This is a genomic window from uncultured Butyricimonas sp., from assembly GCF_959596855.1.
GTDB lineage: Bacteria > Bacteroidota > Bacteroidia > Bacteroidales > Marinifilaceae > Butyricimonas > Butyricimonas muris.
Genome location: NZ_CAUFYA010000034.1, coordinates 26,286 through 47,790, shown reverse-complemented (window position 1 = coordinate 47,790; position 21,505 = coordinate 26,286). Strand labels below are relative to the sequence as shown.

Below are 21,505 nucleotides of genomic sequence, written 5' to 3'. Positions count from 1 at the left end.
AAATAATAATAATGGAGCAGAAATATAACAAGGTATTCACGGAAGTCTTTGGTGTGGCAGAGAATGTTTTGAATGATGATTTTTCAAAGGATAGTGTAAAGGAGTGGGATTCCGTGCATCAATTGAATGTAATTGCATTACTGGAAGAAACGTTTGATATCATGTTTGAGCCGGAAGATATCATGGGTTTCACGTCTTATAAGACGGGCAAAGAGATATTGAGAGTGTACGGGGTGGAAATTTAACACGGTAAGACTTATGGCAAGGTGGGAGATAAAAAACGTGAGAGTGGCAGGAGTTGCGGCAGCTGTTCCTCGAAACGTGATTCATACGACGGATTTTGACTTTTTTACCCCGGAAGAAGCCGAGGTATTCAATAATACGGTTGGTATTAAGCAAAGACATCTTGCTTCGGATGATGTTTGCGCATCGGATCTGTGTTTTGCTGCTGCGGAAAAACTTTTAGCTGACTTGAAGTGGGAACGAGAGAGCGTGGATGTTTTGATATTCGAGTCGGTAACCGGAGATTATAAAACTCCGCCCACGTCTTGTTTATTGCAGGAACGGTTGGGATTTTCGGAGAATTGTTTCACGATGGATATCCCGATGGGGTGTTGCGGTTGTATGTATGCCATTACAACAGGAGGAAATTTATTATCTTCCGGTAGCGTGAAACGCGCCTTATTGCTTGTCGGGGACACGGCTTTAAGAATGGGATCCATGAAAGATAAAAGCCGAGTACCGTTGTTTGGTGATTGTGGTACGGCAATGGCGTTAGAATATGATCGGACAGCACATGACATCGTGGTTGATTTTCACTCGTACGGGAAAGGATACGAGGCGTTGATGACTCCCCACGGGGGATTTCGTCACCCGATCACGGAAGAGTCTTTCGTGTATGAAGATTTCGGGCACGGGATTGTTCGAGCACCCGTGCACACGTTGATAAACGGAATGAACGTGTTTTCTTTTGCGATTTCCAAACCACCCAAGTCGATAGAAACCTTTATGGCGGATTATAATATTGACAGAGATCATGATATAGACTATTTTCTTATCCATCAAGCAAACAAGATGATTGTTGATCGGATTGTTAAAAAATTGAAGTTGCCATTAGGAAAGGTACCATATAATTTGGAAGAATTCGGGAATCTGGGGGGAGCTTCTATTCCCTCGTTAATGGTGACACGTTTGCGGGAACAATTGATAAAAGAAGAGAAAACTTTACTTATGTCTTCTTTCGGATTAGGATTGACTTGGGGAACCGTGTGGATGAAGTCCCAACCGATGATTGTGCCCGAGTTGGTTTTGGTATAGTAATTTGGGAGTCTTGTGCAGAATAGATTTGATAAAGTTCCGGCAAACTATATGTATAATATTTTAGTACTTGATGGCGGAACGCAGGGACTAATAATAGTCAAGTCTTTACGTAAACTGGGTAACAGGGTCGTGATGATATATCACGGAAAACATTCGTACGCGGATGATTCAAAATATATTTCGAAAAAATATTTCTGTAACTTAAAAGACGATACTGTTTTATTCTATGACTTCGTTGTTGATGTTGTAAGAAAAGAAAAGATAGATGCGGTTATTCCGATGTCAGATATGGCTTCTAAGTTTTTAAGTAAAAATAAAGAGGCATTATCACAATATGTTAGGTTCCAAGTTCCGGATTATAATGTATTTGAGAATGGATATGATAAAAACAAATTGATGAGTTTATGCAAGGCTAAAAATTATCCACATCCATTTACAATCAATTCATTAGAGAATATAGAAAAAGTCGGTAAAGAGAAATGCGTGTTTCCGCTATTAATAAAACCTAATCATACCTGTGGAGGAAGAGGCATGACGCTGGTTCATTCCTATGAAGAGTTATTGGAAAAATATCCGATAATTTATGCCCAATATGGTGATTGTCATTTGCAGAAATACATAAAACAAGGTGGAGCTCAAGTGGAAGTTCAGCTATACGTGAACGAGAAGCAGGAGTTGGTATGTTCGTCTGTCATTTATAAATATAGATGGTATCCGGAAAATGGAGGAAGTAGTTGTTGTGCCGTAACTGTTGAGAATAAGGAAGTGGTAGAGATTTGTTATAATCTGTTGAAAGATTTAGGTTGGGTAGGCTTTGCTGATTTTGATCTTATCGAAGACCCGGAAGAAGGTGATTTGAAAATCATGGAGTTAAATCCAAGAGTTCCGGCTTGCGTTAAAGCGGCGATTGTTTCGGGTATAGATTGGGGAAGAATTATTTTAGACGAGTATATGGGAAATCCTCAACAAAAATACGAGTATCGCTATGGTAAATTTTTAAGGCATATCGGTTTTGAAATGTTATGGTTCTTTTATTCATCCAAACGTTTCAATACATACCCGAGTTGGTTCCGTTTTTGGGGTAAAAATTTGTATTTTCAGGATTTAGATATTAAAGACCCATTACCTTTTATTTGGGGAACCATGCATAATATAAAAAAGCAACTAAGCCCGTCTTTTAGAAAATCTAAAGATGGAACTAGAGTTTAATGGTTTGATATTTCTTGATTGGTAACACATTTGGGTTTCTACACGAAAATGACGGATATAAAGACAGTTTTGTATACACCGGAGTGGCACGAGAGGTTATTGACTTTCATGATTGCAGAATATCCTAATAGGAGTCGATCTTATCTGGATTGGTGGTTGACTAATTTGGATCATGGAAAACAGGAAAATTGGAATAAGACCGTGATCTTGATGAATGAAAATAAGATTATTGGTTGTACAACTGCTAATGAAACAAGAATGTCATTGCATGAAGGGAAAGAAAAGAATGTTTTTTTTGTTGCGAACGTGATTATTTCCAGTCATTTCAGGGGAAAAGGATTAAGTAAAATGTTATACGGTCATATAAATCAATTTACGAATTGGTTTTCGACAGGTATTACGGATATTGCGTGGAATATACAATCTAAGCTAATGGATGTATTCATTAAGCTTGATCCGGTGAGAGTGTATATTTCATTGAATCGATTTGTTGTAACTGCCGCTTTAAAGAAAATAGGACTTTTAAGGTATAAACCCGGAGAAAATTATCCCGATACATTTGAATTAAACAAGAACGAATTATTCGTGAAAGTCGATGATGTTGAAAAAACAGATATTCCTGAAAATGGTTATTGGATGGAGGATACAGTTGAGTTTGTTCGTGACAGGTCATTCTTGAAAAATAGATTCTTCAATATGTATAGGAAGGATGAGTATCATATGTATAATTATCTGATTGATGGAATAACGAAGGGGTATCTGGTCGTGAGAAAAACACGTCTTAGCGGGATTGATATGTTGTCCCTGGTGGATTTCAGGTGTAGCCGATCTATTTACGAGAGGAGAATGATGCTAGCTGTTGTAAAATTGGCAAAAATGAATAAAATAGGTATCGTTATCACCTTAACATCGAGAAATTATTCATGGATTTCATGTAACCCGTTGACAATAAAAATGAAAAAAAAATTGCATACTGCAACAGGTGATCCAAAGATGATGAGAAATGAAAATATTTTGATCACGTCAGCAGATTCAGATTTGGATTTTGTGTATTATTAAGTCAGGAATCATGAACATACTAACTTTTGATATAGAGGATTGGTGGGCATATGAATATTATAAACTAGGCAATAAAGTTGATTGGCTGCCTCGTTTAAATGATTATTTGGAGCGTATTTTGGATATTCTTGAGGAGCATGGTTATAAAGCAACTTTCTTTATTCTTGGCGAGATGGCTCGTTGTGCTCCGGATGTCGTTCGTAAAATAGATCGGGCAGGGCATCATATAGGAAGTCATTCCAATTCTCATACTTTTTTGTATAAATTTGATTATGCCGGAGCGGAAGAAGATACACGAGTGGGAATTGATTCTATCGAGCAGTTAATAGGTAGAAAAATCACGGCTTATCGAGCTCCTGCTTTTTCAATTTCGGATGAGAACAAGTATATCTTTGAAATTTTGCATAAGTACGGGATTGAAATTGATTCTTCGGTTTTCCCGGCTAATCGTTCTTTTGGCGGTTTTAATAATTTTCAGACAGATCGGCCTGCGATAGTAGAATACAATGGGATTCGTATTAAAGAGTACCCGATCCCCATGGTCACGTTGTGTGGAAAATCCGTGGCCTATTCCGGGGGAGGATATTTTCGATTGTTTCCTTATGGCATGATTCGTTCTTTCGTGAGGGAACACGATTACGTGATGACGTATTTCCACATGAAGGATTTTGATAATAAACAGGAAAGGCGTTATAAAGGATGGGAACGAGAACCCGCTGCAATACGTTATTTTAAAACTTATTACGGGCTTAAAGGGAGTTTTGGGAAGTTTCAAAAGTTGGTCAAAGACTTTGAGTTTATTTCTCTTCAAGAAGCTGATAATTTATTTGATTGGCAAAAACAACGAATCATAAATATTTGATTTTTTTTCTATCGTGTAATAGAAAATGTTTGTGTTTTTTCTTGTTGTTATAAAATTTCATGGTGGTGTATAAATATTTTTTTAAGCGTGTGATTGACTTTATCGCAGTATTCTGTGTATTGTCGGTTATTTGGCCGATTTTAGGAATTATTGCTATATGGCTTTTTTTCGCGAACAAGGGTGCGGGAATTTTCTTTGTACAAGAAAGACCGGGTAAAAATGGAAAAATATTTAAAGTCATAAAGTTTAAATCCATGACTGATGAGCGTGATAAAGATGGAAAGTTATTACCGGATGCGTTAAGACTTACAAGAGTGGGACGTTTTATTCGCGGGACTTCGATAGATGAATTGCCTCAGCTTTTTAATGTGCTGAAAGGTGATATGTCGCTTATAGGACCAAGACCGTTAGTTATCCAATATCTCCCTCTGTATTCCGCGGAACAAAATCGAAGGCATGAAGTACGACCCGGGATTACCGGTTGGGCTCAGGTTCATGGTAGAAATTTGCTTTTGTTGAGTAAAAAATTCGAATATGATGTGTGGTATGTCGATCACTGTACCTTAATGACTGATATAAAGATTGTTTTTATTACGATTAAAAAAATCTTTACCAAAGAAAATATCGGAGAAGGTGCGGGGAATATGAAGGAAGTGGATGATCTTCATTTTTTAGAGCGGTTAAAAAAACAATGATAGAATTTGGTTCTGATTTTCATGTGATAGATAATTTCCACGGGGAAAAATCTATCGTAAACTTTTATCCTAATTCCCAATTTTTAGCGGATGGAAGACAATGTATACTCTGGCTTATTGATTATTTTAAGTGGAAACGCATTTGGATGCCGGTCTATTTCTGCTATGAGGTTGTAGATACGATAAAGAATAGTCCAGTTGAAGTTGTCTTTTATGAAGATTCGCCTTTGGCTAACGATACATCCTTGATATCTAAAATAGACTTCAAAAAAGGTGATGTTTTATTAAGGGTAAATTTTTTCGGACTTCGGGGTTTTAGAAGTAACGTTGACATACCTGTTCCTGTAATAGAAGATCATTCGCACGATTTAATTGGAGAGTGGGCACAAAAAAGTGATGCAGATTGGTGTATCGCTTCTTTGAGAAAGACGATTCCTATTCCGGAGGGGGGGATTTTATGGTCACCGAAAGGATTCTTGGGAGAGAAAATTTTTCAACGTGTTGAAGAGAATGAAAGCCTTGCCCAAAAAAGGTGGCGTGGCATGGAATTAAAAAAGTTGTATTTACAGGGGAGCATTGATGATAAGAATTGTTTTAGAAATTTATACTTAGATACTGAGAAAGAATTTGAGCGGCTTCCTGTTTCTCGTCTGGATGATAGGAGTTTAGAATATATTGCAAGTTTTGATATCGTAACGTGGTATCTTCAAAAATCCGAGAATCAAAAAAATCTTGCCCGTATCGCCTCAGCTTATTTTAAGATACTTAACACGGAGAATAGTAAATGTAATCCATTTTCATACATCCTTTTATTCGAGGATACAAGAAGACGGGATGAGGTAAGAGAAAATCTTATAAAACGGCGTGTTTACCCTGCTATATTATGGAACATTTGTGATTCCCAGTCTATTGAGATACAAAATATTGGAGATAAAATTCTTTCTGTCCATTGTGATGGTAGATACACTGAAAAAGATATAGAGGAATTGAAACAGATAATAGAATCCGTGTTATGATAAACATTATTGGCTTGGAACACTCGGAACAATGGGACGAGATAGTTAAATCATTTAAAGAATATGATGTATATTATTTAAGCGGTTACGCTAAAGCCTTTCAAATCCACGGGGATGGTATACCAATTCTTGTTTATGTGGAGAGAAGCGAGTTGCGAGGAATGTGTGTGTATATAAAACGTGAGATTTCTCTTAACAAGCGTTCACGTGTATCCGAAAAAAATCAAATATTCGATCTGATTACACCTTACGGATACGGTGGTTTCCTTTTTGACGGGGCAGATAAATCAAAAATTGATGCAATGCTCGTCGAATTACAAGATTACTTCTTTAAAGAAGGGATCGTTAGTGAGTTTGTTAGATGGCATCCGCTTTTAAATAATGTGGATAGCCTTAGGGGTAAGATTGATATTATTGATTTGGGACATACTATTCATATGGATCTTACTTCTAAAGAAACTATTTGGCAGAATATTACGAGTAAAAATAGAAATACAATTCGGAGAGCGCAAAAGTGCGGAATTGTAATTCATCATAAACAGGAAAGATATTTCCTTTCAATATTTAAGGAAATCTATAATTCAACCATGCGGAAAGATAATGCTGAAGAATATTATTATTTTGAAGATGCATTTTATGATTCCATTCACTCTGATTTGAAAAATAATTACGAATTATTTTATGCGGAGATTGACGGAAAGATTATAGCAATGGCGATAATTCTTTTTGCTAACCGAAAAATGCATTACCACCTTTCCGGCTCATTGGTAGAGTACCGTAACTTAAATCCTACAAATTTACTTCTTTATGAGGTAGCATGCTGGGGGGCTGAACAAGGATTTGAAACTTTTCATCTTGGAGGTGGTTTAGGTGCTTCAAAAGACAACCTGTATAATTTTAAAGCGGCTTTTCATCGTTATGCGGCGAATCAATTTTCTATTTCTAAAATGATATATAATCAAGGCGTTTACGATTATTTAGTAAATGAACGTATAAAAGAATCGGATTCTTTTGATACAGGGTCACATTTTTTCCCTTTATATAGAAGTGGCAGTTAAGAAATACATCTCATTTTTCAGAAAAAACTTTGATGGATATTATTCAAGTGGTGAATGTTGTGTTTAATTCCAATACTTACATTTTATTGGAAGAGGGGCATGAGTGGTGTTGGTTAGTAGATGTGGGGGATGTAGCTCCGGTGTTGGATGCTATTCCCAAGGGGGGAACGGTACGGGGAATATTTCTCACGCATACGCATTATGACCATTTATACGGGATTAATCGTTTGGTCGAATTGTTTCCGGATTGTGTTGTATACACTTCGGAAGCCGGAAAAGAAGGATTATTTTCTGATAAATTGAATTTCTCCAGATATCACGATGACCCCATTTTATTCTCAGGAAACAATTTGTGTGTATTGCATGATAATGATGAAATAGAATTATTTCCGGGGGAGTTGTTGACTATAATGGAAACCCCCGGGCACGATAGCAGTTGTTTGACTTACTACACGAAGAAAGTAATATTCACGGGAGATTCCTTTATCCCCGGCTTGAAGATTATAACATCTTTTCCTCGTAGTGACAAAGAAGAGGCTGCCCGATCACTACAATTTATTCTAAAGATTGCAGAAGGTCGAAACCTGTATCCGGGGCATGGGGAGTTTTATATTTTTAATGAATAATATATTAGAATGAATTCAAGAATTTGGATGTCTCTTGCCCACATGGGGGGAAGAGAACAGGAATTTATACAAGAGGCATTTGACACGAATTGGGTTGTACCGTTAGGTCCAAACGTGAATGCTTTTGAAAAATCTTTGCAGGATTTTTTGACAGGAAACGGCGAATCGGGAGATGGGGGCAGAAGTGTTGTGGCGTTGAGTGCGGGAACGGCAGCATTACATTTGGGGTTGATTCTGTTAGGAGTGAAGATGGGGGATGAGGTAATCTGCCAATCGTTTACCTTTGCGGCATCTGCCAATCCTATTGCCTATCTTGAAGCAAAACCGGTGTTTGTCGATAGTGAACCGGATACGTGGAATATGGATCCGGTATTGTTGGAAAAAGCGATTAACGATAGAATTGCCATGACTGGTAAAAAGCCAAAAGCCATTATACCGGTTCATTTGTATGGTATGCCCGGAAAAATGGACGAAATACTAGCAATAGCCCGAAAATACGAAATCCCTGTTTTAGAAGATGCGGCAGAGTCACTCGGATCCGAGTATAAGGGAAAAAAGTGTGGAATGTTTGGAGAGTATGCGGTACTGTCTTTTAACGGGAATAAAATAATCACGACTTCGGGCGGAGGGGCTTTGGTGTGTCCTTGTAACGATACTGCCGGGCGGGCGTTATTCTATGCCACGCAAGCAAGGGATAAGGCTCCTCATTATCAGCATTCTTGTATCGGGTATAATTATCGGATGAGTAATATATGTGCCGGTATAGGGCGGGGACAAATGTTCGTGCTGGAAGAACATATTAATAGAAGACGGGTAATACATGATTTATATGCACATCTGTTTGAAGGAATGAAAGGTGTGCGTGTGATGAGTCAACCGGAAGGTGGGGATTTTGATTCTAATTACTGGTTGACATGCATCACGGTGAATTCGAATGAAGCAGGATTTACGAGAGAAGACGTCCGTTTAGCATTGGACGCGGATAATATCGAGAGCCGACCATTGTGGAAGCCGATGCATTTACAACCCGTGTTTGCAAATGCTCCATTTTATGGCAATGGAACGAGTGAACATTTGTTCGAGATCGGCTTGTGTCTGCCGTCGGGACCAACGTTGACCGACGAGGATATCGCACGGGTGGTAAACGTCATTCGTGATTTACAAAAAACAAATTCTTGAATTTAGATCAAAAAATAATAATATTGAATATATGTATACTTGGGGTAGAATTATTTTATTCCTGTTTGGGGGAATGTTGCTCTTTTCTTGTGGTTCCCGTAAGAAAGTCGTGTATCTGCAGGATGTTGAAGTTAATAAAAGAATAAAGGCAGAGTGTGAATACAAGACCGTGATTCATACGGATGACTTATTATCTATTATCGTGTCATGTGATGATCTGGAATCGGCATTGCCCTTTAACACGCCAATGATCGGTTTGGGCAGGGAAGTAAATACCACGACTACCCAACAGATTCCGCGTGGGTATCTGGTAGATAAGAACGGGGAGATTGATTTTCCGGTTTTAGGAAAAATAAAAGTAGAAGGCATTTCGCGGAATGATTTGGCGGAATTATTAAAAGAGAAGTTGTCGGTCTACTTGAAGAATCCTATCGTGACGATTCAATTCCAGAATTTTAAAGTGACCATTTTGGGTGAAGTAAAAAATCCCGGCAGTTATAAAGTCGCTAGTGAACGAGTTTCAATATTAGATGCCCTTGGTATGGCAGGAGATTTGGGGATTAACGGTAAACGGAAAAATGTACTGGTGATGCGGGAGCAAGGTGACGAAAAAATCTTTACTCGTGTAGATTTGACATCGAGTGAATTTATCGATTCGCCTTTTTTCTATTTACAACAGAATGATGTCGTGTACGTGGAACCCAACAAGGGACGGATTGCGGGAGGAAGTGTCAGTGCTTTCTTGCCCTATATATTGTCAAGTATGTCGACAATCGTGGCTTTAATTACTTTAATCGTGAAATAGTGTAAATGAAATCGTGTTAGGTGCATGAAAACGAATAATCAGGAAAACAATTTATTACAGACGGAAGAAGAAGAGTATTTTGATCTGCGGGCTTTTTTCTATAAACTTTTGGCACGTTGGTGGTGGTTCGCAATCAGTGTACCTTTGTGTGTGGGATTCGCCCTGTACATTTGTTTTAGTTCAACTCCGGTATATAAAGTCGGGGCAAAAGTTATGATCAGTGATTCCAAAAAAGGAGAACTGGGAGTGAATCCCATGTTGAAGGAATTGGGATTTTTGCAAGGGAATATGTTAGTGGAGAATGAGATTGTTGAACTCATGTCCAAAAACTTGGTTATGGATGTGGTGAAAGAGTTGGAACTGAACATTGATTATACCCGGAGGAAGATGTTGCGGGATGAGAAATTATATAGAAGTACTCCGATTAAGGTACTGGTAGATATTCCCCGGAATATCAAGGACACGACAATCTATGTGATGCTCGAAAGTGCGAATAAAATAAAAGTGTATGATGCTGATAAAAATCTTGCATTCGAAGGGAAATACTCTACAGCCATCCCGATGGGAGGTTATAATATAGCAATAGAAAAAAGTGACTCTTTGGCTTCGGTAGGCGATGAGATCCGGGTGGATATTATATCATACGAGTCGGCTACAACTAAATTTCACAAGCAATTGGAAGTTGCTTTGCTTGAGAAAAACACGAGTGCTGTTCAGGTTTTATTGAAAGAAACAAATCCGGAGAAAGGGAAGGATTTTCTTTACACGATGATTCGTCGTTATAACGAGAACGGGATCGGTGACAAGCAACTTGTTTCGGCTAAAACGGTAGATTTTATCAACGAACGTTTACGGGTGATCAACCAAGAATTGGGCGACATTGAAAATGATGCGGAGAGTTTTAAAAAGGCACATCAATTGACTAATATCGCCTCTGATGCGGCGTTCGTGATGGAACGTAAAAAAGTCACTGAAGCAGAGTTGTTAAAACTTGAGATGGAGATGGAGGTTGTAAAAAGCGTGAGGGCTTATCTCGAGGGGAATGAAGGAGAAGAGTTTAGAATATTGCCGGAGCGTTTGGGATTATCAGACGAGGCATTGAATAGTGGAATCAGTAAATACAACGAGTTGGTATTGCGGAGAGGGAAGTTATTGCTGTCTGCCCGCGAGAGTAATCCAATCGTAACAGGATTGGAAATGCAACTTCGGGAGTTAAAGAAAAGTATTCTCTCGGCTATCGCGAACGTGGAAAAGGGAATGGATATTAAAATTGCTAATTTAGAGCGGGAAAGCCAGCAAGTGGAGAAAAAATTGACATCTGTACCAACGCAAGAAAAACAATACCGTTCTATCGCTCGTCAACAAGAATTAAAGGAAAATTTATTCTTGTTCTTGATGCAAAAACGAGAAGAAGCCGAGATCGCTAAATTGATGTATGTGCCTATGGCGAAGATTATTGAAAATCCGGATCCGGGAGAACGACCGGTTGCACCGAGAAAAATGTTGATCTTGTTATTCGGTATGTTCATGGGGATAGCGTTGCCTGTCGGTGTGTTGTTTGTGATGGACTTGTGGGATACGAAAGTAAGGGATGCATCGGAAGTGGAGAAAGTTATACATTCACCCCTGCTGGGTACATTGCCTCAGTTACAAGATGGTAAGACTTCCGTTGATCAGGATGATTTCATGATGTCGGAATCCATGCATTTGATTCGCGAAAATCTGAATTACCTGATCAAACAAAAAGCGACTCCTGTGATTATGGTATCGTCCACGATCCCGAGAGAAGGGAAATCTCTGGTTGCGGCTCATTTGGCGAATGCTTACGCTAAGGCCGGCAAAAAAGTGGTGGTTATCGGTTGCGACTTGCGGAATCCTCGGCTGAACGAGTATTTCAAACGGGAGAATAGAAAAGGTTTGTCTGCTTATCTTGCCGGAATGGAAGATGATCCGGGTAAAATCATGGAGAAAGTGGATGATAATCTGTACGTGATATTCGGGGGAACCGTACCGCCGAATCCGACACAGTTGGTTGCTAGTCCCCGGATGGGTGAGTTGCTGGAAAATTTGAAGAAAGAGTTTTCGTATGTCATCATGGATACCCCTCCCTTGGGAATTTTAGCTGACGGTTTCTCGTTGAGCGGGTACGCGGATGCTTGTGTGTACGTGATTCGGGCAAATGTATTGGACAAAAAAGGATTGCGAGTAATTTCCGATTTGGAGAAAGGAAATCGTTTGGAAAATCTGGGAATCGTGGTGAATGGAATCAAGTTGAGTCGCTCCGGAGGCTATGGATACGGATACGGTTATGGCTATGGGTACGGTTATGGCTATGGTCAGGAAAATACAAAGAAGAAGAAGTCGAAATAATTTCTTTCCCATGGCTTGGTTTCAAAAAGAGAATAAACAGTATTTTTTTTACGAGCATGATATGCATTCCCATATATTGCCGGGATTGGATGATGGCGTGAAGACGATCGAGGAGTCGGTCGCTATCGTGAAAAGGATGTTGGCATTGGGAGTCAGGAGATTTTCTTTTACCCCTCACATCTCTTTTCCTTCACCGATGAATACCCCGGAGATCATACGGGACAGGTTGGACTTACTAAAGGAATGTCTTTTGAAAGAAGGGATTTCTTTGGATGTGGACGCGGGGGCGGAATATAAAGTGGGAGAATACATGCTGGAGTTGATCGAGAGGGATAACATCGCTTCGTTTCAAGGAAGAAGAGTTTTGATAGAACATAGTTTTGTATCTCCTTCGCCTTCTTTTGAAGAGGTCGTTTTCCGGTTACAGGAGAGAGAATATATCCCGGTGCTGGCTCACCCCGAACGATACCCGTTTTACGCGGGATGTATACTGGAACGTGCGAATACGTTGAAAAACAGAGGGTGTAAAATGCAGGTGAATTTGTTGTCCTTTACCGGGTTCTACGGGAAAGAAGCTACGCGTGGTGCGCAGATACTGTCGGATGCAGGGGTGATAGATTACCTTTCAGGGGATATTCATTCCATGCGACAAATAGAACATTTGGAGAAATTTATGAAATCAAAGAATTCTGCTTTTTTGTTCAAACGTATGAATACTTAGCTTTATTGAAATAATAGATGATTAACAAGGAAAACCTCGGGTGAGAAAACCCGAGGTTTTTTTGTGATGTATTTTTTATCGAGAGAATTTAAATATTTTCCATTGGAAAATTGTTTTGTTGGAAAATATACGATACTTTTGTATATGTGTTTCATTAGAAAAGTGAATTTATAAATTATGAAGTAATTAAAAGCAGGAGGATTGATTATGGCGAAAGTATTTTTCAAACGATATGGTTTAACTTTGTTGGGGGTTTTATTAGGGGCGTTGGGTGGTTTCTTGTATTGGCGGTTCGTGGGATGTGCGAGCGGGACTTGTCCGATCACGTCCTCACCGCTATATAGTTCTTTGTGGGGAGCCGCGATGGGAGGCTTGTTGTTGAGTATGTTTATCCCAAAAAATAAACGCGATTAGTATGGATACCTTGTGTAAGATACGGGATATGTATCGGGCAATTGCAGAATTTGAAGCTCGTTTCGAGAAAGTTTATCAATTGGGTTTGAACGAGGGGATGGTCTTGTGCTGTCTCTCCAGAATGGAAAAACTTTCTTCCGGGGAGATTGCCGAGCAATTGAATTTAACAAATTCGAATACCTCGAAAGTGATTAAATCCATGGAAAGTAAAGGTTTTATCCGACGAACCATCGGGGATAATGACAAGCGGCAGATGAATTTTTCCCTGACGTCCGAGGGAGAAATGAAAATTAGGGAAATAGAGGGGGGAAGCATTGAAATACCGGAATTACTAAAAAAACTATTATAATATGGCTTCTCTGGATAAACAAAATGTTACAGGCTCGTACGCGTTAACGGGTTTGTTCACGCTGGCTTTGCGTTTGGTGGTAGGTTGGACTTATTTTTCGGCCTTTTGGCGTCGTTTGGTGCTGGAAAACAAATTGATACCCGATACCGCCGGGTATATCGGAGAAAAGTTTAATCACTTTCTCCCGAATTCGATAGGTATAAAATCCGTTATCGAATACTTGGTTACTCACCCGGAATTGTTATGGTGGGCGATGGTTGTTTTCACGTTGGTGGAATGTATTGTGGGATTGTCTTTTATGCTCGGGTTCTTTACACGTCTGATGAGTGTGGGAGTGATGGCGTTGGCAGGAGGTATTCTACTCGGTTCCGGTTGGTTGGGAACCACGTGTCTGGATGAATGGCAAATCGGAATACTTGGTGTCGCGGCGGGATTCACGATTTTCTTGTCCGGGGGAGGGCGATATTCGGCGGATCACTTTCTACTCTCCCGAATAACGTGGTTACGTGATCGCCAATGGTCGCGATGGTTGACTTCCGGTGACTTGCCGTTATCTGTAAAACAAGTGAATCGAGTGGTCATGGTTGGTTCTGTTGCCATCTTGTTCTTGACGCTCTTCACGAATCAGGTTTTTCATAATGGTGTTTGGGGACCTTTACACAATAAATCTGTGAAACCGAAGATTGAAATTTCTGATGCAAGTATCAAACAAGGGGAATTGCAGTTTACGGTCTATCGGGTAGAGGGGGTTGATGTGTACGGCTCATTCTTGATCGGGATTACGCTAAAAGATACAGCGGGAAATATTGTGTTTGATAAAAATGGGGAAGAGTTGTCCCGTTTCCCGGGAACAGGCATTCAAAACAAGTACGTTGCGAAGGTGCAGCCCGGCAAGCATAGTCTGGTGCTCCCTTTGGGGGGAAAGGCGGAGTTGACGATCCGGGATGAGGCTATCACGGGATTACCTGTCGGAAAATACGAGTTAATCCTTACAGATATAAGCGGTATCACTTGGAATCAGGATGTTTTTGTGAAATAAGGAAGATTCTTTGATATAACTTTTAAGAGGTCGACCGGGAAGTAAAATTCTCGGTCGTTTCTTTTTTAGTTTCTTGTGTAGCTGTTTTTTTACTGTTTTGCCGGTGATATTCAACCGTGAAGTCATGCGGGCAAGACGTTCATGTAATTTGTGTGACCTATAAGAGGACCCAATATAATCCTACCGAAGAACTAGGGTAATCAGTACATGGGGCTGTGTTTGCTATTGTGCATCTTCGGTGTTTCTATATGGAAGATAATAGGATATACGGGGTATGAACGGAGGAAGACCGGAGATGGGGTATGATTACGGTATTACTTGGGTAGGATTACAATGGGTTCTCTCTAGGTTCAGGTATTGGATTAAATGGAATATTCTTGTTTGTAGAAGAGTGTTTAGCAATAATTTAGAGCGTATTATTTATCGATCGTTTATTGCGTTGCAAATATACATCATTTTTGTTTATCGCAAATTTTCATGACAATATTTTTTATTACTCGCAATTAGATGATTGCGGATTTGCAGATTTGATTAAAGAGTAAATTTTATTAATGTCAATAAACGATGGTTTTTTCATATTAAAATGTCGTTTGGCGAAACAGTTTTCGTGTACCTATAAGAAATATCACTGTTTAAGTGGGGTGCGTGAAACACATGGCAATAAATAATCTAAACCCGTGATAGGGTCAGTGCGCGAAGCGCATCCGGACGTAGTGTGCCGGGAAAATGGCGAGAAGGTGGAGAATCGCTTTTTAACAGAATCAACAATTACATGATCGAGGAGAAAAAAATACACTGGTATGTCGCTTATACGCGGGTAAATCAGGAATTATTTATCAAGAAAAAGTTGGACGAGTTGGGGATCGAGAATTTTCTCCCGCGTGAGGAGCAGGTTCGGGATACCCCGCTGGGTCGTAAGACTATTCGTGTACTTTTGCTCCATGGTATGATTTTTATCCGCACGGATAAAGCCACGAGTTTCTCCTTGATTAACGAGTATTCCTTGAATATTGTTTACCTGAAAGATATAGAAGGGCGTTGTTCTTTGATTGTTCCTGACAAGCAGATGGAGAATTTCATGTTCTTGTTGGATTTTTCGCCGGGTGGCATCGAGATATTGAACAAGGACCTCAAGCGAGGAGACCGGGTGCGGGTGCTCAAAGGTCCCTTGCAAGGGTTAACGGGAGAGTTGGTACGTTTGAGAGGGCACAAACGAGTGGTGATCCGTTTGGACGGTGTGGCATCGATAGCCACGTCTTATATTCCGGGTTCCTTCCTTGAAAAAATAGAGTAGAATAGAACAATCGAATTAATTTAAGATTCATGAATTATGATTTGCGATTAAAAAAGTATCGATAAGTACAATTGAAATCATAAATCTAAAATCATAAATCAAGAAATATAAATGGAAAAAGGTTTATTTCACGATTTGTACAAGCGATTGAACATGCTTGATATCCGGGCGTATCCCCCGGGGCAATTGTCTGGCTTGTTACACGGTTACTTAACAGTGTATTCTATGGTACGGGTGTACCCGTGGTTGGAGGGGACTTTCGGTCACCCTGGTGATATTCACGAGCGGGCGAAAGAGATTGCACGGCTATACTCGGGGCAGTTGAGGAATGAGGATATTCCCGTGGATACCCGGGTGGGGTATGCGGCGGATATGATGGATGTTTATCAGGTGTACTCGGACTTGGGGTACTTGAAAAATGGTGTGGATGCGGCTTACCAGATACTCTCGGTGCGGGAGAATGGTAAAATCGCTTTGCCTTGTCGGACACCGAATGTTTGTCGGTTACTGTGTAATTGTTACTATTTTGCCGGAGATGAGATGTGTGGTGAATTGGCGGGGAGACTGGTGATGGAGGCATTGGGATATATTCGAGGCGGGGATCGTGATGTGTTGTTGGCGTGGTGGAGTGCTATTTGTTTGTACGATGATGTGGTTGGGTCAATGGAATTGCCAAAAGAGGAACAAGAGCGGTTGAACGAGGAACGGGCTCGTCTACAGGTCAGCGTGGAGCGGGAGGAGGACGGGATAATCGAGCGTTTTCGGCAAATGGGACAGGATGCGGATATTGGTTTAGTGGCGGGGGGCTTTTATGTTTTGGCGAAACGGGAATTTGAAAAATTGAATAAAACGTGTGGGTAGAATTATTTAATTTATAATTATGAAGATAGCGATAGTGGGAACCGGTTACGTGGGCTTGGTATCTGGAACGTGTTTTTCGGAAATGGGAGTTGACGTGACTTGTGTTGACGTGAATAAAAAGAAGATAGAACAGTTACAACATGGGATGATCCCGATTTACGAGCCGGGACTGGAAGAGATGGTACACAAAAACGTGAAGGCGGGAAGGTTGCATTTCACGACGGATTTGACCGAGGTTTTGGACGAGGTGGAGGTCGTGTTTAGTGCAGTGGGGACACCCCCTGATGAGGATGGGTCGGCGGACTTGAAGTACGTGTTGGAGGTGGCACGAACCGTGGGACGCAACATGAATAAATATCTGGTGGTGGTGACCAAAAGTACTGTACCCGTGGGAACGGCAATTAAGGTAAAACAAGCAATTCGGGAGGAACTGGAGCAACGTGGTGTGACGCTCGAGTTTGACGTGGCTTCTAACCCGGAGTTTTTGAAGGAAGGGGCGGCGGTAGAGGATTTCATGCGTCCGGATCGTGTTGTAGTGGGAGTGGAGAGTGATCGGGCTAAAGAGATCATGACCCGTTTATATCGTCCCTTTATGTTGACTAACGACCGGATGATTTTTACCGATATACCTTCTGCCGAGATGATTAAATACGCCGCTAACTCGATGTTAGCAACCCGTATTTCTTTTATGAACGATGTGGCGAACTTGTGTGAACTTGTTGGCGCAGATATTAACATGGTGCGCAAGGGGATCGGTGCGGACACCCGTATCGGGCAGAAGTTCTTGTACGCCGGTTGCGGGTATGGCGGGAGTTGTTTCCCGAAGGACGTGAAAGCGTTGATCAAGACTGCCGAGCAAAACGGTTACGAGATGCAGGTGTTGAAGGCGGTGGAAAGCGTGAACGAGCGTCAGAAGTCGGTTCTGTTCCGCAAGTTCGTGAGTCATTTTGGCAGGGAAGTGAAGGGGAAAACTGTAGCGTTGTGGGGTTTGGCATTCAAACCGGAAACGGATGATATGCGGGAGGCGCCCGCTTTGGTGTTGATTGATTTGTTGTTGAACGCAGGTGTGACGGTGAAAGTGTACGATCCTATTGCCATGGACGAATGTCGTCGCCGAATCGGGGATACGGTAGTTTACTGTAAAGATATGTACGAGGCAACGGTGGATGCGGATGTTTTAATGCTTGTCACGGAGTGGAAAGAGTTCCGGGTTCCGAGCTGGAGCGTGTTGAAAAAATCGATGAATGGTCGTGTGGTGATAGACGGGCGGAATATATACGATGGGCGAGAACTCTTGGAGAACGGTTTTGAGTACTATAAAATAGGATAAATGAAAATACTGGTGACAGGTGCTGCCGGTTTTATCGGGTTTCACGTTGCCCGGCATTTGCTGGAGCGTGGAGATGAGGTTGTGGGGTTGGACAATATCAACGATTATTACGATGTAAACTTGAAATACGCTCGTCTGGCAGAAACGGGGATTGATAGGGAATGCGTTGAATACGGGAAACCGGTACAAAGTGTGAGATACTTGTTATACCGATTTATTAAATTAAATCTCGAGGATCGGAAAGAATTACCGAGATTGTTCGAGCGAGAGAAGTTCGATTGTGTGATAAACCTTGCAGCTCAGGCGGGAGTCCGTTACTCAATTGAGAACCCGTTTGCTTATGTGGATAGTAATCTCGTGGGATTTGTCAATGTTTTGGAGTGTTGCAGGCATAATCGTGTTCAGTATTTGGTTTATGCTTCTTCAAGTAGCGTGTACGGGGCAAATGATAAAGTGCCTTTCTCGGAAGACGATAGGGTGGATGATCCCGTGAGCCTGTATGCAGCCACGAAGAAGGCGAACGAGTTGATGGCGAGTTGTTATTCCAAACTTTACGGGATGCCAGCCACGGGATTGAGATTTTTCACGGTTTACGGCCCGTGGGGACGACCGGATATGGCGCCCATGCTTTTCGCGAGAGCGATTGTAAATGGAGAGCCTATCAAGGTATTTAATCACGGGCATATGATGCGGGACTTTACTTACATTGATGATATCGTGGAGGGGGTGATTCGAGTGTTGGATAAGGTTCCGGGGGTAAATAAAGATCGTCAACATAACGTGTATAATATTGGTTGTTCATCTCCCGTGAGATTGATGGATTTTATAGAGTGTCTGGAACGGGCTATCGGGAAAGAAGTAGAGAAGATTTATTTGCCGATGCAGCCGGGTGACGTGTACCAGACTTATGCAGACACGTTGAGGTTGGAGCGAGAGGGCGGGTATAAACCTCGGGTGACGTTGGAAGAAGGAGTAGGAGAATTTGTAGCATGGTGGAAAAGGTTTTATGATTTTTGAAACATTGATATAAGCCTAAAAAGAACAATAGAAATAAGAGTAGGAAATTGGCAAGTCCGTGAATGATTTTGATATGGATTTTTACAAAAAGTTACGTGAATTTCATAGAAGTAAAAATGTAAAAACTCTTTTGGAAAATTTTGCTTATTTATCTTTGCTTCAAGTTGCGGGTTATGTATTCCCATTATTAACATATCCATATTTGGCAAAAGTAATAGGAACTGAAGGATTTGGTAAAATAGCTTTTGCTTCAGCGGTAATGATTTGGTTGCAAACAATCACGGATTGGGGGTTTAACTATACTGCTACGCGAGATGTTGCGGTGAATAGAGATAACAAGGAAAAGATTTCTCAAATATTTAGTTCGGTTACTTGGGCTCGTGTAATATTGATGAGTATTTCTTATATTATTTTGGTCGTCTGTGTACTTGTAATTCCTATGTTGAGAGAAATGTGGGTGGTGTTATTAATGACTTCATTAATATTGCCAGGACAAATATTGTTTCCAGAGTGGTTATTTCAAGGAATAGAGAAGATGAAATATATCACGTGGTTAAGTTTGATTTCAAAGATTTTTTTCACGGCATGTGTATTTGTATTTATCCGAGAAAAAGATGATTACATTTTGCAACCATTATTTGTGTCACTTGGTTTCATGGTTTCTGGATTGATAAGTCTTTATTTCATAATGGTACGTTATGGTATTCGTTTGAAGCCTTTTTCAAGACAAGATACAATCATGGCAATAAAGGGAAGTGGAGATGTTTTTTTGAATCATCTTATGCCCAATTTGTATAATGCTTTCTCTGTTTTATTATTGGGGGTTTGGGGAGGTAGTGTAAGCAATGGTATTTTTGACGCAGGGAAGAAATTGGTAGATGTTAGCAATAGTTTTTTCGCAATAGTTTCACGAACATTTTATCCTTTTCTTTCTCGGAAAATAGAAAATCATACTTTTTATGTGCGTATAAATGTAATCTTAGCGCTAGGGGTATCTGTTATTTTGTTTTTGTTAGCTCCTTTTTTTATCGATTTATTGTTTACAAGTGCTTTTACAGATGCTGTTGTAGTGATGCGAATAATGTGTATAGGAATATTCTTATTAACATTGAGTGATATTTATGGAAAGAATTATTTAATTCTTATACATAAAGAAAAAATGTTGCGTAATATAACCTTCTTTTGTTCTATACTAGGTTTTTGTATTTCTATCCCCTTGGTTTATTATTTTGATTACATAGGAGCAGCGGTAACATTGACAATATGCCGAGGTCTTATAGGTATAAGTACTTGGAAATTTGCTACTAAAATCAAAAAAGAATATTATGAGCAAGTTCGTGAATGTGGCAAAATATCCGAGAGTAGGATGTAACAATATTTTGATAAATGTTTTTTCTTGAAGAAAGATTTTTATGGATTAGAGAAAATTATATGAAAAATATTTTGTGTTTTTTGTATCTTTTTATTTCAGATAAAAGATACGTGATTTATCGGTTTAAAAAAGCATTTGGACGAAAGCCAGATTTGAGGAACCCAAGCACTTTTAACGAGAAATTGAATTGGCTACGTTTGTACGGGGATCACGAACGTTGGAATATGTGTGCTGATAAGTATAGGGTAAGAGAGTTTGTTAGACAGAGGATTGGAGAACGGTATTTGATTCCGTTGCTTGGTGTATATGATAAAGGGGAAAATGTAGATTGGGAGGTGTTACCAACGTCTTTTGTGCTGAAAGCGAATCATGGGTCGGGATGGAATATTATTTGCACAAACAAGGAACAATTGGATAAAAAAGAAACGGTTTGTCGGTTGAACGGGTACTTGCGTAGAGATTATTATATCGTAGGTAGAGAGATTCAATACAAGGGAATTGTTCCCAAGATTGTTTGTGAACAATTTATAGGGACAAATGACGTTGTACCGGAGGATTACAAGTTCTTTTGTTTTCATGGAGAACCTTATTTTATCCAGATTGATGAGGGACGACAGAGCAAGCATACCCGAGTGATTTATGATCGCGATTGGAATTTGCTGCCGATGGAATATGGGTTTCCGAAAGGAGAAGCCCGTGAGCGTCCTGAACAATTGGACGAGATGCTAGAGATTGCAGCTAAATTAGCAGAGGGGGAAGTGTTTGTGAGAGTGGACTTATATATAGTGGGGGAACGAATTTATTTTGGCGAGATGACTTACACTCCAGAAAATGCAACTGGTAGGTTTTCGCCGAATAGTTGTGATGAAGAGTGGGGAAAATTGATAAAATTACCTTTGTGAAGAATTG

At 40.2% G+C, this 21,505-nt stretch carries 22 protein-coding genes; all 22 read left to right on the top strand.

Annotated features, from left to right (window positions below; genetic code table 11):
• The first annotated feature begins 5 nt into the window (after positions 1–5).
• The 22 genes from Q5866_RS14390 (at position 6) to Q5866_RS14285 (ending at position 21,498) form a co-directional block, all read left to right on the top strand.
• Positions 6–245, top strand: coding sequence for an acyl carrier protein (locus Q5866_RS14390; protein WP_099289801.1), 240 nt, complete (start codon positions 6–8; stop codon positions 243–245).
• 13 nt (positions 246–258) lie between these two features.
• Positions 259–1,317, top strand: a complete 1,059-nt coding sequence (locus tag Q5866_RS14385; RefSeq protein ID WP_099289783.1) for a ketoacyl-ACP synthase III — start codon at positions 259–261, stop codon at positions 1,315–1,317.
• Between the two features lie 15 nt (positions 1,318–1,332).
• Positions 1,333–2,529, top strand: a complete 1,197-nt coding sequence (locus Q5866_RS14380; protein WP_303180945.1) for an ATP-grasp domain-containing protein — start codon at positions 1,333–1,335, stop codon at positions 2,527–2,529.
• A gap of 18 nt (positions 2,530–2,547) precedes the next feature.
• Entirely contained in the window at positions 2,548–3,588 is a 1,041-nt protein-coding gene (locus Q5866_RS14375; protein WP_303180944.1) for a hypothetical protein, read from the top strand.
• Between the two features lie 10 nt (positions 3,589–3,598).
• Positions 3,599–4,450 carry a polysaccharide deacetylase family protein gene (locus tag Q5866_RS14370; protein WP_099289786.1) on the top strand — a complete coding sequence of 284 codons (852 nt, stop codon included), beginning with the start codon at positions 3,599–3,601 and terminating at the stop codon, positions 4,448–4,450.
• 65 nt (positions 4,451–4,515) lie between these two features.
• The gene (locus Q5866_RS14365) at positions 4,516–5,145 is read left to right on the top strand and encodes a sugar transferase (RefSeq protein ID WP_099289802.1); all 630 of its coding nucleotides are present in this window, start codon (positions 4,516–4,518) and stop codon (positions 5,143–5,145) included.
• Positions 5,142–6,161 carry a hypothetical protein gene (locus Q5866_RS14360; protein ID WP_186977545.1) on the top strand — a complete coding sequence of 340 codons (1,020 nt, stop codon included), beginning with the start codon at positions 5,142–5,144 and terminating at the stop codon, positions 6,159–6,161. The genes Q5866_RS14365 and Q5866_RS14360 overlap by 4 nt, the downstream gene beginning before the upstream one ends.
• Complete coding sequence (locus Q5866_RS14355) at positions 6,158–7,219, top strand: GNAT family N-acetyltransferase (protein ID WP_186977543.1); 1,062 nt, start codon at positions 6,158–6,160, stop codon at positions 7,217–7,219. The genes Q5866_RS14360 and Q5866_RS14355 overlap by 4 nt, the downstream gene beginning before the upstream one ends.
• A 32-nt stretch (positions 7,220–7,251) precedes the next feature.
• Positions 7,252–7,845: an MBL fold metallo-hydrolase gene (locus tag Q5866_RS14350; RefSeq protein ID WP_303180941.1), complete on the top strand. Its 594-nt coding sequence runs from the start codon at positions 7,252–7,254 to the stop codon at positions 7,843–7,845.
• A 9-nt stretch (positions 7,846–7,854) separates the two neighbouring features.
• Positions 7,855–9,024, top strand: a complete 1,170-nt coding sequence (locus Q5866_RS14345; RefSeq protein ID WP_099289790.1) for a DegT/DnrJ/EryC1/StrS aminotransferase family protein — start codon at positions 7,855–7,857, stop codon at positions 9,022–9,024.
• 31 nt (positions 9,025–9,055) lie between these two features.
• Positions 9,056–9,829, top strand: a complete 774-nt coding sequence (locus Q5866_RS14340) for a polysaccharide biosynthesis/export family protein (protein ID WP_099289791.1) — start codon at positions 9,056–9,058, stop codon at positions 9,827–9,829.
• A gap of 24 nt (positions 9,830–9,853) precedes the next feature.
• Positions 9,854–12,199: a polysaccharide biosynthesis tyrosine autokinase gene (locus Q5866_RS14335; protein WP_303180939.1), complete on the top strand. Its 2,346-nt coding sequence runs from the start codon at positions 9,854–9,856 to the stop codon at positions 12,197–12,199.
• A 10-nt stretch (positions 12,200–12,209) separates the two neighbouring features.
• Positions 12,210–12,920 (top strand): tyrosine-protein phosphatase, encoded by a 711-nt coding sequence (locus tag Q5866_RS14330; protein ID WP_303180937.1) that lies wholly within the window; start codon positions 12,210–12,212, stop codon positions 12,918–12,920.
• Between the two features lie 207 nt (positions 12,921–13,127).
• Positions 13,128–13,334: a DUF6132 family protein gene (locus Q5866_RS14325; protein WP_186977537.1), complete on the top strand. Its 207-nt coding sequence runs from the start codon at positions 13,128–13,130 to the stop codon at positions 13,332–13,334.
• 1 nt (position 13,335) lies between these two features.
• Positions 13,336–13,683 carry a MarR family transcriptional regulator gene (locus Q5866_RS14320; RefSeq protein WP_099289795.1) on the top strand — a complete coding sequence of 116 codons (348 nt, stop codon included), beginning with the start codon at positions 13,336–13,338 and terminating at the stop codon, positions 13,681–13,683.
• Between the two features lies 1 nt (position 13,684).
• Complete coding sequence (locus Q5866_RS14315; protein ID WP_303180932.1) at positions 13,685–14,722, top strand: TQO small subunit DoxD; 1,038 nt, start codon at positions 13,685–13,687, stop codon at positions 14,720–14,722.
• 772 nt (positions 14,723–15,494) lie between these two features.
• Positions 15,495–16,016, top strand: a complete 522-nt coding sequence (locus tag Q5866_RS14310; RefSeq protein WP_303180931.1) for a UpxY family transcription antiterminator — start codon at positions 15,495–15,497, stop codon at positions 16,014–16,016.
• 111 nt (positions 16,017–16,127) lie between these two features.
• A complete protein-coding gene (locus tag Q5866_RS14305; protein WP_303180930.1) occupies positions 16,128–16,877 on the top strand; it encodes a hypothetical protein in 750 nt (249 codons plus the stop codon).
• A 19-nt stretch (positions 16,878–16,896) separates the two neighbouring features.
• The gene (locus Q5866_RS14300) at positions 16,897–18,207 is read left to right on the top strand and encodes a UDP-glucose/GDP-mannose dehydrogenase family protein (RefSeq protein WP_303180929.1); all 1,311 of its coding nucleotides are present in this window, start codon (positions 16,897–16,899) and stop codon (positions 18,205–18,207) included.
• Positions 18,208–19,224 (top strand): NAD-dependent epimerase, encoded by a 1,017-nt coding sequence (locus tag Q5866_RS14295; protein WP_303180927.1) that lies wholly within the window; start codon positions 18,208–18,210, stop codon positions 19,222–19,224.
• Positions 19,225–19,282: 58 nt separating this feature from the next.
• On the top strand, positions 19,283–20,596 hold the full coding sequence (locus Q5866_RS14290; RefSeq protein ID WP_303180925.1) for a flippase: 1,314 nt from the start codon (positions 19,283–19,285) through the stop codon (positions 20,594–20,596).
• Positions 20,597–20,655: 59 nt separating this feature from the next.
• On the top strand, positions 20,656–21,498 hold the full coding sequence (locus Q5866_RS14285) for an ATP-grasp fold amidoligase family protein (protein ID WP_303180924.1): 843 nt from the start codon (positions 20,656–20,658) through the stop codon (positions 21,496–21,498).
• The last annotated feature ends 7 nt before the right edge of the window (positions 21,499–21,505 follow it).